Raw genomic sequence first — 13512 nt, 5'->3', positions numbered from 1 at the left:
GCGAGTATAGCAGAGCACGGCGACGATCGTCAGGTGCGACTTCCGTTAGCGACGGTCTTTCCATACGGTCTGGACGTTACAGAACTCATGCAGGCCAAAGTGGGACAGCTCGCGACCAAAGCCGCTCTTCTTCACCCCGCCAAACGCCACGCGCGCATCGCTGGCGCTGTAACCGTTGATAAAGACGCCACCGCACTCCAGCTCGCGAGAAAAACGCCCGGCTTCATCGACGCTGGCGGTAAACACGGTCGCCGACAGACCGAATTCGCTGTCATTGGCCAGCGTCAGCGCATGGGCTGCGTCTCGCGCCACGGTAATAGTCGCCACCGGGCCAAACAGCTCCTGGCGGAATCCGGTCATCTCCGGGGTCACGTTGCCCAGTACCGTTGGCGCATAGTAGTTGCCCGGCCCGGCGATTTTCTCCGCCCCGAGCAGCAGGGTCGCCCCTTCAGCCAGCGTCGCCGTCACCTGTTGATGCAGCTCATCACGCAGATCGAAACGCGCCATCGGCCCGAGGTAATTGGCCTCATCACGCGGATCGCCCATCTTCAGCGCTTCAACCGCGGCAACAAATTTTTTGCTGAAGGCCTCGGCAATCCCGGCCTCAACGATAAAGCGCTTCGCGGCGGCGCAAACCTGCCCGGTATTTTGATAGCGGCCAATCACCGCGGCTTTTACCGCTTCATCGAGGTCGGCATCATTCAGGACGATAAACGGATCGGAACCGCCCAGTTCAAGAACGCATTTCTTCAACGCCGCGCCGGCCTGGGCGCCAATCGCCTTGCCGGCGCGCACGCTGCCGGTTACCGTCACCGCGGCAATACGCGAATCGTTGATCATCCGGGAAACACCATCATTCGTCGCGTTAACCCAGCCAAATACGCCAGCCGGCAACCCTGCCTGATTGAAGATCTCGCCAATCAACGCCGCGCTGCCCATCACGTTCGGCGCATGTTTCAACAGATAGCTATTCCCCGCCAGCAGAATCGGCACCGCGCCGCGCAGAACCTGCCACAGCGGGAAGTTCCACGGCATAATGGCGAGAATCGCGCCCAGCGGACGGTACTCAATCACCGCATTGTTATTTTCCACCTGGGTGGCTTCGGTCGCCAGCATGGCCGGGCCGTGTTCCGCATACCAGTCGCAGAGATTCGCGGATTTCGTCACTTCACCACGCGCCTGGGCAATCGGTTTGCCCATCTCAAGGCTGATCATTTGCGCCATCTCTTCGGCGCGAGCGCGCAGCGCGTTACCGACTTTACGCAGAGCATCGGCGCGCTGTTCAAGACTGACGGTACGCCACTGACGATAACCCTGCTCAGCAAGCGCAATCGCCGAATCCACCTCTTGTTCGCTCGCCCAGGGCAGAGACGATACCCTTTCTCCCGTGGCCGGGTTGACGGAAACCGCGTGAGTTGCAGATAAATTCATCGTTATGCTCTCTCTGTTGATGACCAATGTTGATTGCGAATTGACCTCATTCTGGCTTACCCTTCCTTTCATTGAAAATGAATAATATTAAGCAACCTATTCACAAAAGAAGAACACTATGGACCTGACCCAGCTTGAGATGTTCAACGCCGTCGCCAGCACCGGCAGCATTACCCAGGCCGCGCAGAAGGTGCACCGCGTCCCGTCAAACCTGACGACCCGTATTCGCCAGCTGGAGGCCGACCTCGGCGTCGAGCTGTTTATTCGTGAGAACCAGCGCCTGCGCCTTTCGCCGGCGGGACACAGCTTTTTGCGCTACAGCCAGCAGATCCTCGCGCTGGTCGATGAAGCCCGAATGGTGGTCGCCGGAGATGAGCCGCAGGGGCTGTTTTCGCTGGGTTCGCTGGAGAGTACCGCCGCGGTTCGCATTCCATCGACGCTGGCGCTTTATAACCAGCGCTATCCGAAAATCCATCTCGCGCTCTCTACCGGCCCGTCCGGGACGATGATTGATGGCGTACTGGAAGGCACCTTAAGCGCCGCATTTGTCGACGGGCCGCTGGTCCATCCAGGCCTTGAGGGGTTACCGGTCTTTCCGGAAGAGATGATGATTGTGGCGCCCTTTGGCCATCCGCCGATTACCCGCGCCAGCGAGGTGAACGGCAGCAACGTCTACGCCTTTCGCGCCAACTGTTCCTATCGCCGCCATTTTGAAAGCTGGTTCCACGCCGACCGGGCAACGCCAGGGCGGATCCATGAAATGGAGTCCTATCACGGGATGCTGGCCTGCGTCATTGCCGGCGCCGGACTGGCGCTGATCCCGCGCAGTATGCTGGAGAGTATGCCCGGCCACCATCAGGTGTCGGCCTGGCCGCTGGCCGAAGAGTGGCGCTGGCTGACGACCTGGCTGGTCTGGCGACGCGGGGCGAAAACCCGTCAGCTGGAAGCGTTTATAGCGCAGCTGAACGAAGATCGGCAACGAGCAGTTTCTCCATAAACAGGCTCAGCGGGTCGGGTTGATACGGTGCGAAGGCGCTGCGGGTCTGATAACCCCAGCGGGTATACAATCTGACCGCCGCCTGCTGATAGATTCCGGTCTCCAGCCGCACGGTATGGCAGTCCCGGCGCAGCGCTTCCGTTTCCAGCGCCTCCAGCAGCCGTTCGCCAAGCTTTTGCCCGCGATGCTCCGGGTCGATAAACACCCGCTTCATTTCCCCAACCCCATCGTGGCCGAGCACAATCGCCCCGCAACCGACCGCCTGATGTTGGACATCGCGGATCAGCAGCACAATCACCGACTCCACCGCCAGCTGGCTCAAATCAACGAGGTGGTTGCTCTCGGCCGGATAGAGGGATTCCTGATATGCATCCAGGCGGGCAATCAGCGCCGTCAGATCCGGATCGGTTATGGCTGTCGTGGCGATGGTATACATAGGCGAGCTCCTTTTTTCGCCTACTGTAGCGCAGCGCATACCCCTGTTCTCATAGTTTTAACTTATACAACCCGCAGCCGCTTGCGCTAAGCGATTGAACCGCAGTAATTTTATGCCATGACGCTTGATATCGGGAATGAACCATGAATACCAAAGCACGCAAGGTAATGATTATCGGTGCCGGCAATGTCGGCACGTCGGCGGCCTACGCATTGTTAAACCAGACGATCTGCGAGGAGTTGATCCTTGTGGACCTCGATACGGCCAGAGCACAGGCGCATGCTCAGGATCTGAGCGATGCAGCCGCCTATATGCCGGGAATGATGACCATTTCAACGCGGGACATCAGCGAGTGTGCCGATGTCGATATCGCGGTGATTACCGTTTCCGGCGGAGCGCTGAAACAAGGCCAGAGCCGCCTTGACGAACTGAACGCCACGGCCAAAATCGTGAACAGTATCGTTCCACCGATGATGGGCAACGGCTTCAACGGTATCTTTCTGGTGGCCACCAACCCCTGCGATATTATTACCTGGCAGGTCTGGAAGCTGTCCGGACTCCCGCGCAGCCAGGTGATAGGCACCGGCGTCTGGCTGGATACTACCCGCTTGCGACGGGTGCTCGCCCAGGCACTCGATATTGGCGCCCAGAGCATTGACGCTTTTATTCTCGGCGAACATGGCGATACCCAGTTTCCGGTCTGGTCGCACTCGTCGGTTTACGGTTCTCCGATTGCCGATGTTTACCTGAAACATACCGGTCAGCAACTGGATCGCCAGCAGATCGCAGAGAAGGTTCGCACCCTTGGCTTTGAAATTTACGCCGGGAAAGGATGCACGGAGTACGGCGTCGCCGGCACCATCGCCGAGATCTGTCGCAATATATTCACCGGCAGCCATCGCGCGCTGGCTATCTCGTGCATTCTTGACGGCGAATACGGTATGGATGATGTCGCGGTCGGCGTACCGGCGGTCCTGGCGCAGAGCGGCGTTCAGCAGATTATTGAACTGCAATTAGCCGAGGATGAGGCGGCGCTATTCCGCCACTCTGTTGAGGTGATTAAAGCCAATATCGCCCGTCTCGCGTAAACCCGCTTCCCTTGCGTTGACGCCCGCTTTACGCGGGCATCCCGCTCTCACGGCTAGCGGCGGTCGGGATAGATTCAGCGTAGCAAAATTCTCCCCTGCAGCCAGGTCACCGCCTGGCCGGCCATCAGCACGCGATCGCCCTTCAGCTCACAGCGAATATCGCCGCCGCGCGGCGATATCTGCCGGGCCAGCATCTTGCTTTTCCCGAGCCTGGCGCTCCAGAACGGGATCAGCATGGTATGCGCCGAACCGGTGACCGGATCCTCCCAGACAGCTTCTCCCGGGGAGAAAAAACGGCTGACAAAGTCATACTCGCCATCGCCGGGTGCGGTAATCGTCACCTTATGCTCACCGGGCGTCATTGCCGCGATAGTCGGGCGCACGGCGGCAACCTCCTCGCGACTGGCCAGCTCGATAAGCCATGCCCGGCCACGGCGGGCGCTCACGTACCGCTCAATGCCTAATCCGGCGAACAGGGCCGCAGGCGGAGTACTCTCTTGCGTGGCACAGGCCGGGAAATCCAGGGTCAGCCAGTCCCCTTCCCGGCTCACGGTCAGGCGACCGGAGGCGGTCGCAAAATGAATCGCCGCATGAGGGAAGTCGAGATGATGAAAAATGACGTGTGCGCTGGCGAGAGTGGCGTGACCACAGAGGTTCACTTCATTGCGGGTGGTGAACCAACGTAGGGAGAACGACTCTCCCTCGCGCACCACGAAGGCGGTTTCAGACTGATTATGCTGCTGCGCCATTTTAAGCAAAATATCATCCGCCAGCCACGCGTCCAGCAGGCAGACCGCCGCCGGGTTACCGGCAAAAGGCCGCTCACTGAACGCAGAAACCAGATACATGGGGATCTCTTTCACCGTATCTCCTTAGCGTAGCGTAATGGTGCCTGTCATGTACGTGGTCGCCTGCCCGCCAATCAGCACCCGATCGCCATGCCACTGGCAGCGCAGATCGCCACCGCGGGCGGAGACCTGTCGCGCCTGCATGGTCGTTTTAGCCAGTTTTTCCCCCCAGTAGGGGATCAGCATACTGTGCGCCGAGCCGGTCACCGGGTCTTCAACAACCCCCTCGCCCGGACAGAAAAAGCGGCTGACGAAATCATATTCATCATCGGCGGCGCTGACGCAGATCATTTTGCCCGTGCGCTCAAGCAACGACATATTCGGCCGCACGGCTTCCACCTGCTGACGATTTTCGAGGATCACCAGGTAATCCCGCCCCTCGCGAATCTCAACGGCCTTGTCCAGACCAAGCCCGGCAAGCAGCTCCGGCGGCGGCGCGATAAGCGGGGTGGTTTGCCACGCCGGGAAGTCTAACGTCAGCCAGTCGCCGTTACGCGTGACCCTCAGTTCCCCCACAAAACGGGTACTGAACACCACAGTGGTGGAAGGATGGTCGAGATATTCAAAGATAATGTGCGCCGAGGCCAGCGTGGCGTGGCCGCAGAGATTAATCTCATGCAGCGTGGTGAACCAACGCAGCTCATAACCCTCATCGGTGCGGACAAAAAAGGCGGTCTCAGACTGGTTGTGCTGCTGCGCCATACTCAGCAGCGTGTCGTCCGGTAACCATTCGGTGAGTGGGCACACCGCGGCAGCATTACCGCCAAAATTGCGATCGCTGAAGGCATCAACCAGGTAAAAATCAATTTCCTGCATCATACAACTCTTCCTTTTTTTTACTTTTCTTCAACATGACATAAAAGCGTGCCATGTACACGATCTATATAAAAATGAATCCGTTAGCTTATAAATGCCGCCAGATGCCATAGTGAGATCCAGATCACAAAACGATTGTATTTTCACCAGCAATCGTTTTAAGATCGAGACTTCTTCTTCCTCTTTAGTAACCAGCTCAGAACCTATGATTACAAACACGGTTTCACGCAGGGTCGCGTGGCTTCGGGTAGTCACGCTTGCGATCGCCGCTTTCATTTTTAACACCACTGAATTCGCTCCGGTCGGTCTGCTGTCCGACATTGCCGACAGCTTCGGCATGGAAACCGCTCAGGTGGGCATGATGCTGACCATCTATGCGTGGGTGGTCGCGTTAATGTCGCTGCCGTTTATGCTGCTGACCAGCCAGATGGAGCGCCGCCGCCTGCTGATCGGCCTGTTCATTCTGTTTATTGCCAGCCACGTGCTGTCGTTCTTTGCCTGGAGCTTTAACGTTCTGGTGATCAGCCGCATCGGTATCGCCTTTGCGCATGCGGTCTTCTGGTCGATAACTTCTGCACTCGCAATACGTCTGGCGCCACCGGGCAAACGTGCGCAGGCGCTGAGTCTGATTGCAACCGGCACCGCGCTGGCGATGGTATTCGGCATTCCTATCGGCCGCATCATCGGGCAGTACTTTGGCTGGCGGACCACCTTCCTGGCGATCGGCCTGGGGGCGCTGGTGACGCTGGTGTGCCTGTTTAAGCTGCTGCCCAAACTGCCTAGCGAGCATTCCGGTTCGCTGAAAAGCCTGCCGGTACTGTTCCGTCGCCCGGCGCTGTTGAGCATCTATCTGCTGACCGTCATTGTGGTGACCGCGCATTACACCGCCTACAGCTATATTGAGCCGTTTGTGCAGACGGTAGCCGGTATGAGCGGTAATTTTGCCACCGTGCTGCTGCTGATCCTTGGCGGCGCAGGAATCATCGGCAGCGTGCTGTTTGGTAAACTGGGCAACCAGCATGCTTCCGGACTGATTAGCATCGCCATTGGCCTGCTGCTGGTCAGCCTGCTGCTGCTGTTGCCGGCATCGCAAAACGCTCATCACCTGATGGTGTTAAGCATCTTCTGGGGCATCGCTATCATGATTATTGGTCTGGGGATGCAGGTGAAGGTTCTGGCGCTGGCGCCGGATGCCACCGATGTGGCGATGTCGCTGTTTTCGGGGATCTTTAATATTGGTATCGGCGCGGGCGCGCTGGTCGGCGGCCAGGTCAGTACGCATCTTTCAATGGCCTCGATCGGCTATGTCGGGGCGATTCCGGCGCTGGTGGCGCTGGTGTGGTCAATCATGATATTCCGCCGCTGGCCGGTGTCGCTGGACGATCATCAGCCTCACCACTCCTGAACGGGGTGACGAAAGAAAAAAAGCCTGCCGGTTGTTCCATCGGCAGGCTTTTTTATTCGCGGGTCGCCAGTCAGGCGACGGGGCGTTATCAGGCGTGGTAGTGAGTAATGATTTCCAGCACGCCGTTGATAATAAACTGTACGCCCATGCAGACCAGCAGAAAGCCCATCAGTCGCGAAATCGCTTCGATTCCCCCTTTCCCCACCAGACGCATGATTGCCCCGGAACTGCGCAGACAGCCCCAGAGGATAATCCCGACCAGGGCAAAGATAATCGGCGGCGCGGTCAGTACCACCCAGTCGGGAAAATCGACGCCATGCTTCACCGTCGATGCCGTACTGATCAGCATGGCGATGGTCCCTGGCCCGGCGGTGCTCGGCATTGCCAGCGGCACAAACGCGATATTGGCCGTCGGTTCATCCACCAGCTCTTCGGATTTGATCTTCGCTTCCATCGAGTCATGCGATTTCTGCTGCGGGAAGAGCATGCGAAAACCGATGAAGGCTACAATCAATCCACCGGCAATACGCAGGCCAGGGATAGAGATGCCGAAGGTGCTCATCACCACCTGACCGGCATACCAGGCAACCATCAGGATGATGAATACGTACACCGAGGCCATCAGCGATTGTTTGTTGCGCTCCTCGTTGTTCATGTTGCCAGCCAGCCCGAGGAACAACGCAACGGTCGTCAGCGGGTTCGCCAGCGGTAAAATCACCACCAGCCCCAGACCTATCGCCTGAAAGAGTTCAATCATAATGAATTAAGGCCCCGTTAATCTTTCACTATTAAAAAAGTTTTGCCGCGCAAGTATAACTTTGGTCGTCAATATCATTCCAGCGCTTATCACCCGGCCGACGCGCCGCCTCACCGCCGCTTCATCCCAGGTCAGAAGTCTGCTTTAGCAAATCGTGTCATCGTCTAATCCCTCAGGTTGACATATTATTGCCTGGGCAATAATATCAGCAGCAATTAACTACTTGCCTGGGCAACCATTGTGAAAAACACCAGCGATCTGTTTAACGAAATGATCCCTCTCGGTCGCTTGATCCAAATGGTTAACCAGAAAAAAGATCGCCTGCTCAACGAATATCTCTCGCCGATGGATATTACATCCACCCAGTTTCGGGTGCTTTGTTCCATTCGTTGCGAAGTATGTATTACCCCCGTTGAGCTGAAAACCGTGCTGTCGGTCGACCCAGGCGCAATGACGCGCATGCTCGACCGTCTGGTCTGTAAAGGCTGGATTGAACGGTTACCCAACCCCAATGACAAACGCGGCGTACTGGTGCAGTTGACACCGGACGGTGCGGCCCTTTGTGAGCAGTGTCATCAGGTTGTGGGTCAGAAATTGCACCAGGAATTAACAAAAAATCTGTCGGCGGATGAAGTGGTCAACCTTGAGCATTTACTCAAAAAAGTCCTGCCGTAATAAGAAGAGGTAAGATGATGTCCAGACGCAATAATGACGCCATCACTATCCATAGTATTTTGTCGTGGATTGAAGATAACCTGGAATCGCCCCTGTCGCTGGAAAAAGTGTCCGAGCGTTCTGGTTACTCCAAATGGCACCTGCAAAGAATGTTTAAAAAAGAGACCGGTCACTCCTTAGGTCAGTACATCCGCAGCCGCAAGCTGACGGAAATCGCGCAAAAACTCAAGCAGAGCAATGAGCCGATTTTGTACCTGGCAGAGCGCTACGGTTTCGAATCGCAACAAACGCTGACGAGAACCTTTAAAAACTACTTCGACGTTCCGCCGCACAAATATCGCATGACCAATATGCCGGGTGAATCCCGCTATCTGATGCCACTAAACAACTGCTGTTAATCGCCTGCAACAAGACGTATTGAGGAAATCATGAAACTATTCGCTACCGCGGCCATGGTCCTGGTCGGCCTGGCCTCCAGCCAGAGCTATGCGGAGCAAACCACTACGCCGGTTCGCCACAATCACCGCGACGCGATGATTATGCCTTCCGAACATAACGACTCTCCATTTGATTTCAATCATATGGCCGCCGGTAGCGACAAATCGGATGAGCTGGGCGTACCGTATTACAATTAACTGCACTACCCGAGCATTTTGCCCCGTTTACGGGGCTTTTTTTTGCGCCTCTGACAACGACGGGTCGCGACCCCTGGTCTGTCCCGTTTGCTGCACTCCCTGATCTCAATTTGTGCCCAAATATCATATAATTCCTTATCCCTGTTCATCGTAGTTACGCGCGTGAAACGCTAAGACCGCTGATGTACATTTCAACCCGGTTCAAAATTGTTCTTCACCTGTGTGGGTTTCTGGTTTTGCTCTACAGCCTGACCATGATCCCGCCGATGCTGATTGCGCTGTTCGCCAAAGAGCGCAGCGTTTTTGCCTTTTTTTCGACCTTTGCTATCGCCTTCTCTGGCGGCTTGCTCTGCTGGCGAGCGACGCATCAGTCCAGGGTTAATCTCGAAACCCGCGATGGTTTTCTTATTATCGTGCTGTTCTGGCTGCTGTTTTCCGCCATCAGCGCCTTGCCGCTGTGGCTAAATGACGAACTACACCTGTCGATAGCCGACGCCCTGTTTGAGGGGGTTTCGGGGATTACCACTACCGGGGCGTCGGTCTTTCATGACGTCTCTTCGCTGCCCGTTTCGATCCTCTATTACCGCGCCCAGCTCAATTTTGTCGGTGGCTTAGGGGTTATCGTTCTTGCTGTAGCGGTGTTGCCGCTGCTGGGCATTGGGGGAATGAAGCTTTATCAGTCCGAAATGCCAGGGCCGTTTAAAGAGGAGCGTCTGACGCCGAGACTGGCGGATACCGCCAGGAGCCTGTGGCTCACCTATATGCTGCTGGGGGGCGCCTGTACCCTTGCTTTCCTGCTGGCCGGGATGCCTTTTTTTGATGCCCTTTGCCACGGGCTATCGACGGTGTCGCTGGGAGGGTTCTCCACGCATACCGAAAGCATCGGCTACTACCAGAGCGATGCAATAGAGCTGGTGGCCGGGGCATTCTCTCTGCTCTCGGCCCTTAACTTCACCCTCTATTTTGTGGCTATCGCGCGTCGCAGCCTGAAACCGTTTCGCCGCAGTACCGAGATGCATTTCTTTTTCCTGGTCGTGGCGCTGGTGGTCGCGGTGGTCACTTTCGCAGTGTGGCGCGCGGGGATGTACAGCCTGCCCAAATCGTTCGTCCACGCTTTTTTTCTCACCAGTTCCATGATCACCGATAACGGTCTGGCGACGGCGGATTATGCCTCCTGGCCGCCGGATATTATCGTGCTGCTGCTGTCAGCGAGCTTTTTCGGCGGCTGTGTCGGTTCGACCTGCGGGGGAATTAAGGCGCTGCGTTTTCTGATCCTCTTTAAGCAGAGCCGCCACGAGGTACATCAATTAGCTCATCCCCGGGCAATCATGAGTATCCGGGTCGGAAGCGCCATCATCAACGATCGCGTGTTGCGTTCCGTGTGGAGCTTCTTCTTCCTGTATATCCTCACGACCTGCGTATTTGTCTGGCTGTTGAATCTGCAGGGCTACGATCTGCTGACGTCGTTTGCATCGGTTGCCGCCTGCATTAATAACATGGGCCTCGGTTTTGGTGCCACCGCCGATGGCTTCGCGGGGCTGAATGATGTCTCGAAATATCTGATGTGTATGGCGATGCTGTTGGGGCGACTGGAAATCTATCCGCTGCTGATTCTGCTTTCGCGTACATTCTGGCGTAGTTAGCGGGGCAACGGCGACAGGCAATTCGCCAGGCAGATGAGCGCGCTCCGGCGCGGAGAAGAAGACATAACGCCTGCAATGCAGGCGTTAGTTTTTAGTTCACCGTGGCCGGATGCTCCAGACTCTCCGTGCCCTCATGTTGCGGCTCTTTCTCGTGCCTGCGCGCCGCCAGCAGTCGACAGATCTCCGCATGCTTCTCCTCGGTAAAGGTAAAGCGCGACATAAACACCAGCCGGATCAGCGAACCTATGGCCGGCAGCAGGCAGATACCAAAGAACAGCCCCGACAGCACGCCGTCACTCTGGGTTTGCGCCTGCGGCACGTAGCCGATCATTGTCAGAAACACGCCGATTAACCCACCGCCTACCGCCACCGACATCTTGCCGGTAAAGGTCTGTCCGGAGAAGGTGATCGCCGCGCAGCGCTTGTGGGTGTGGTACTCCGCATACTCGATGGTGTCGGCAATCATCGACGAGGTGAGGATGTTGGTCATCATCACGAACAACGTACTCAGGCCAAGCAGAATAAACAGCATGGTCACGTGCTGATATCCAACAAACCACATCACCACGCGAACCGCGACATCCAGCCCGCAGAGGATCATAAACAGCTTCCGCTTCTGCATCCTGCGCGTCAGCATCGGGGCGACGAGGCACACCACCGCCGCCATAATCCCCATCACGCCGATCGCCATCTGCAGACTGCCGTCCCCCATGTTGTTGATAAAGAAATAGATATAGAGACCACCTGCCACGTTGTGGAACACGCAGAAAAAGAACGACAGCAGAACGATAAACAGCGGCTTGTTCTGGCGCAGGTTATGGAAGGTGTCACGTATGGTCACCTTTTCCGGGCTCGGCGGGACGCGCTCTTTGATCTGCATAAAGCCGTTGAGCATCAGCGGTAACCCCACCAGCATCATCACCAGCGCCGCCATAAAGTAGCCTTTGTCGTTGCTGTACTGGGCGAAAAACGCCGCCAGCTTCGGGAAGAAGATATTGGCGCAGGCGATCCCGGCGTTGACCCCCAGCATGGCTGCCGTCACCGCGCGGGTGCGCTGCCCGGAGTCGTTGGTCATCACCGACGACATCGACCAGAACGGGATATCAGAGATGGCGTATAGCGTTCCCCACAGAATGTACGTCACCCCGGCGTAGAGAATTTTGGTGGTCATGTCCGCTTCGATTTTATAAAACGCCAGCAGGGTGACGCCCGTGATCAGCAGCGGGGCAATCAGCAAAAAGTGACGAAACTTGCCGAAGCGGCTGTTAATGGTGTCCATTATGCTGGCAAACAGCGGATCGTGAACCGCGTCCCACGCGCGGGCAATCAGGAAGATGGTACTCGCCGCCAGCGCTGAGATCCCCAGCACGTCGGTGTAAAAATAGTTAATAAACGAACCCACTAAACCAAAGCTAAAACACTGACCTAAACCATAACCAAAATAAGACCACAACTCACGAGACGGTATTTTCATTGCCATTGCCATTGCCATAGTGCGTACCTGGTTGCCCGGCGGCAGCCCGCCGGGTGGATATTATTAGCCCTGAGCTTGCGGGGCGATGTTACGGAGTTTCTTCATTAAGGCCATTTCACCGCGCGAAAACGGGATCCCGTTCTCCTCAAACACATCGTGGAACCAGAGGCGGCAGTAGTCCGCGGACTCCTTCATCACCACCGGCCACGGCAGCCAGGTCTGCGTTTTGCCGCGCACCAGTCCCCACTGATACGGGGCTATCTTCGCCGTGTACATCAGCGGGAGTTGCTCTTCGATGGTGCTGCCCACGTGGCGGGCCAGCCATTCGGTGCAGAAGATTGGCCGCCCAAGCGCCTGCAGCTGCTGGATAATCGCGGTCATGCGCCCGGTATTGGTGTAGGCGTGGAAGCTCACCACGTCTGATAACGCCAGCGCGGTCTGATCCAGCGGATGTTGATAAAACGTCTCGCCCTCCTCTTCCGCCGGTAGACGCCACGCGCAGACGGTAAGCGGCTGCGTTGGATCCTCTTCACGCACCCAGCGGAACGCCAGCTTCATCAGCTCATGCGCGCAGGTTTCCAGCTTCGCGTCGTACTGCACCTCTTGCGTGCCGGTGGCGAATATGCCGCGGTTGCCCGGCTCGTTATACAGATCCCACAGCAGCACGCGCTTGTCGTCGCGGAACTGGCGGACAACGTCACGGATATAGCGCTCAACCTGCGGCCAGCTGTCGGGATCGCACACCTTGTCGCGCCCCGGGCTCGCGGCCGCCTGGCTGTTGTGCTTGCCCGGCACCGGCGGCTTTTGCGGCCCCAGATAGGGCTCATCACCGGAGAAACCGCAGTCGTCCATCAGCGTCAGCATGGTGCTGAATCCGTGGCTGTCGGCAATGGTCAGAAACTTGTCGATACGCGCTATCAGGCCGTCGCGATCGTGTTCCCAGACAATAAACGGCAGGTTGATGCGCAGGGTGTTGTAGCCCGCCGCCGCCGCCCAGCCCAGTTCGCGATCGATGGTGTCGGCATCGAAAGTCTCTTGCTGCCAGATATCGGTCCAGTTCACTGCCGTCGACGGCAGGTAGTTAAACCCGCACAGCCACCCTTTCTGCTGATACCACGCCTGCGCCTGCGCTTTACTCCACTGCTCTTTCATTACGCGTCCTCTTACTGATAATGTTTAGCTAATAAATATTAGTTGCGGGATAAATGCGCAAATCACCACGCTAAGAAAAGCGACAGCCTTCTCAAAGTTCACGCTTCGATGAATGAGAAACGTGATCGACAGCGCGTAAGCGAGCAGTTAGGGTA

Annotated in this window: 14 protein-coding genes; 7 read left to right on the top strand and 7 right to left on the bottom strand. The window is 56.9% G+C overall.

Features of this window, described 5'->3' with window-relative positions; translation table 11 throughout:
* Positions 1-45: 45 nt before the first annotated feature.
* Positions 46-1431, bottom strand: coding sequence for a succinate-semialdehyde dehydrogenase (gene sad / locus BV390_RS11130; RefSeq protein ID WP_085396930.1), 1386 nt, complete (start codon positions 1429-1431; stop codon positions 46-48).
* A gap of 118 nt (positions 1432-1549) precedes the next feature.
* Here sad and ptrR point away from each other — a divergent pair, with 118 nt between their 5' ends.
* On the top strand, positions 1550-2428 hold the full coding sequence (gene ptrR, locus BV390_RS11125) for a putrescine utilization regulator PtrR (protein WP_032687636.1): 879 nt from the start codon (positions 1550-1552) through the stop codon (positions 2426-2428).
* Here ptrR and BV390_RS11120 read toward each other — a convergent pair.
* Positions 2382-2864 (bottom strand): GNAT family N-acetyltransferase, encoded by a 483-nt coding sequence (locus BV390_RS11120; RefSeq protein ID WP_032696155.1) that lies wholly within the window; start codon positions 2862-2864, stop codon positions 2382-2384. The genes ptrR and BV390_RS11120 overlap by 47 nt on opposite strands.
* Before the next feature lie 143 nt (positions 2865-3007).
* On the opposite strand from BV390_RS11120, the gene BV390_RS11115 reads away from it, so the two are divergent.
* Positions 3008-3952 (top strand): L-lactate dehydrogenase, encoded by a 945-nt coding sequence (locus BV390_RS11115; RefSeq protein ID WP_049264327.1) that lies wholly within the window; start codon positions 3008-3010, stop codon positions 3950-3952.
* Between the two features lie 74 nt (positions 3953-4026).
* Here BV390_RS11115 and BV390_RS11110 read toward each other — a convergent pair whose 3' ends face one another.
* Positions 4027-4815: a PhzF family phenazine biosynthesis protein gene (locus BV390_RS11110; RefSeq protein ID WP_085396929.1), complete on the bottom strand. Its 789-nt coding sequence runs from the start codon at positions 4813-4815 to the stop codon at positions 4027-4029.
* Between the two features lie 9 nt (positions 4816-4824).
* Positions 4825-5616, bottom strand: a complete 792-nt coding sequence (locus tag BV390_RS11105) for a PhzF family phenazine biosynthesis protein (protein ID WP_032687703.1) — start codon at positions 5614-5616, stop codon at positions 4825-4827.
* A gap of 205 nt (positions 5617-5821) precedes the next feature.
* Here BV390_RS11105 and BV390_RS11100 point away from each other — a divergent pair, with 205 nt between their 5' ends.
* Positions 5822-7021, top strand: coding sequence for a sugar transporter (locus BV390_RS11100; RefSeq protein ID WP_032687630.1), 1200 nt, complete (start codon positions 5822-5824; stop codon positions 7019-7021).
* A gap of 88 nt (positions 7022-7109) precedes the next feature.
* Here the strand turns inward: BV390_RS11100 and BV390_RS11095 are convergent, their stop codons facing one another.
* Entirely contained in the window at positions 7110-7778 is a 669-nt protein-coding gene (locus tag BV390_RS11095) for a MarC family NAAT transporter (protein ID WP_032687629.1), read from the bottom strand.
* A gap of 240 nt (positions 7779-8018) precedes the next feature.
* Between BV390_RS11095 and marR the strand changes: the two genes are divergently transcribed.
* From marR to BV390_RS11075, 4 genes are all read left to right on the top strand, one after another.
* Positions 8019-8453 carry a multiple antibiotic resistance transcriptional regulator MarR gene (marR, locus tag BV390_RS11090; RefSeq protein WP_004862187.1) on the top strand — a complete coding sequence of 145 codons (435 nt, stop codon included), beginning with the start codon at positions 8019-8021 and terminating at the stop codon, positions 8451-8453.
* 17 nt (positions 8454-8470) lie between these two features.
* Positions 8471-8851 (top strand): MDR efflux pump AcrAB transcriptional activator MarA, encoded by a 381-nt coding sequence (marA, locus tag BV390_RS11085; RefSeq protein WP_004862191.1) that lies wholly within the window; start codon positions 8471-8473, stop codon positions 8849-8851.
* A gap of 30 nt (positions 8852-8881) precedes the next feature.
* Complete coding sequence (marB, locus tag BV390_RS11080; protein WP_032687627.1) at positions 8882-9088, top strand: multiple antibiotic resistance protein MarB; 207 nt, start codon at positions 8882-8884, stop codon at positions 9086-9088.
* Between the two features lie 182 nt (positions 9089-9270).
* Positions 9271-10731, top strand: coding sequence for a TrkH family potassium uptake protein (locus BV390_RS11075; RefSeq protein WP_032687625.1), 1461 nt, complete (start codon positions 9271-9273; stop codon positions 10729-10731).
* Between the two features lie 91 nt (positions 10732-10822).
* Here the strand turns inward: BV390_RS11075 and BV390_RS11070 are convergent, their stop codons facing one another.
* Both BV390_RS11070 and BV390_RS11065 read right to left on the bottom strand, forming a co-directional pair.
* A complete protein-coding gene (locus BV390_RS11070; RefSeq protein WP_085396940.1) occupies positions 10823-12217 on the bottom strand; it encodes an MFS transporter in 1395 nt (464 codons plus the stop codon).
* Positions 12218-12268: 51 nt separating this feature from the next.
* Positions 12269-13357 carry a cellulase family glycosylhydrolase gene (locus tag BV390_RS11065; RefSeq protein WP_032687623.1) on the bottom strand — a complete coding sequence of 363 codons (1089 nt, stop codon included), beginning with the start codon at positions 13355-13357 and terminating at the stop codon, positions 12269-12271.
* Positions 13358-13512 lie beyond the last annotated feature (155 nt).

Source organism: Klebsiella sp. YJ, assembly GCF_002108615.1.
GTDB classification, from domain to species: Bacteria; Pseudomonadota; Gammaproteobacteria; order Enterobacterales; family Enterobacteriaceae; genus Klebsiella; species Klebsiella planticola.
The sequence above is the reverse complement of the archived record's forward strand: the minus strand, read 5'-3'. Positions and strand labels throughout refer to the sequence as shown.

What these genes read in the sequence shown, in the direction of transcription:
- BV390_RS11100 (WP_032687630.1), top strand. Translation starts at nt 5,822, where the DNA reads ATGATTACAAACACGGTTTCACGCAGGGTCGCGTGGCTTCGGGTAGTC.
- BV390_RS11075 (WP_032687625.1), top strand. Translation starts at nt 9,271, where the DNA reads ATGTACATTTCAACCCGGTTCAAAATTGTTCTTCACCTGTGTGGGTTT.
- BV390_RS11115 (WP_049264327.1), top strand. Translation starts at nt 3,008, where the DNA reads ATGAATACCAAAGCACGCAAGGTAATGATTATCGGTGCCGGCAATGTC.
- ptrR (WP_032687636.1), top strand. Translation starts at nt 1,550, where the DNA reads ATGGACCTGACCCAGCTTGAGATGTTCAACGCCGTCGCCAGCACCGGC.
- BV390_RS11095 (WP_032687629.1), bottom strand. Translation starts at nt 7,778, where the DNA reads ATGATTGAACTCTTTCAGGCGATAGGTCTGGGGCTGGTGGTGATTTTA.
- BV390_RS11105 (WP_032687703.1), bottom strand. Translation starts at nt 5,616, where the DNA reads ATGCAGGAAATTGATTTTTACCTGGTTGATGCCTTCAGCGATCGCAAT.
- BV390_RS11065 (WP_032687623.1), bottom strand. Translation starts at nt 13,357, where the DNA reads ATGAAAGAGCAGTGGAGTAAAGCGCAGGCGCAGGCGTGGTATCAGCAG.
- sad (WP_085396930.1), bottom strand. Translation starts at nt 1,431, where the DNA reads ATGAATTTATCTGCAACTCACGCGGTTTCCGTCAACCCGGCCACGGGA.
- BV390_RS11070 (WP_085396940.1), bottom strand. Translation starts at nt 12,217, where the DNA reads ATGGCAATGGCAATGAAAATACCGTCTCGTGAGTTGTGGTCTTATTTT.
- marA (WP_004862191.1), top strand. Translation starts at nt 8,471, where the DNA reads ATGTCCAGACGCAATAATGACGCCATCACTATCCATAGTATTTTGTCG.
- marB (WP_032687627.1), top strand. Translation starts at nt 8,882, where the DNA reads ATGAAACTATTCGCTACCGCGGCCATGGTCCTGGTCGGCCTGGCCTCC.
- BV390_RS11120 (WP_032696155.1), bottom strand. Translation starts at nt 2,864, where the DNA reads ATGTATACCATCGCCACGACAGCCATAACCGATCCGGATCTGACGGCG.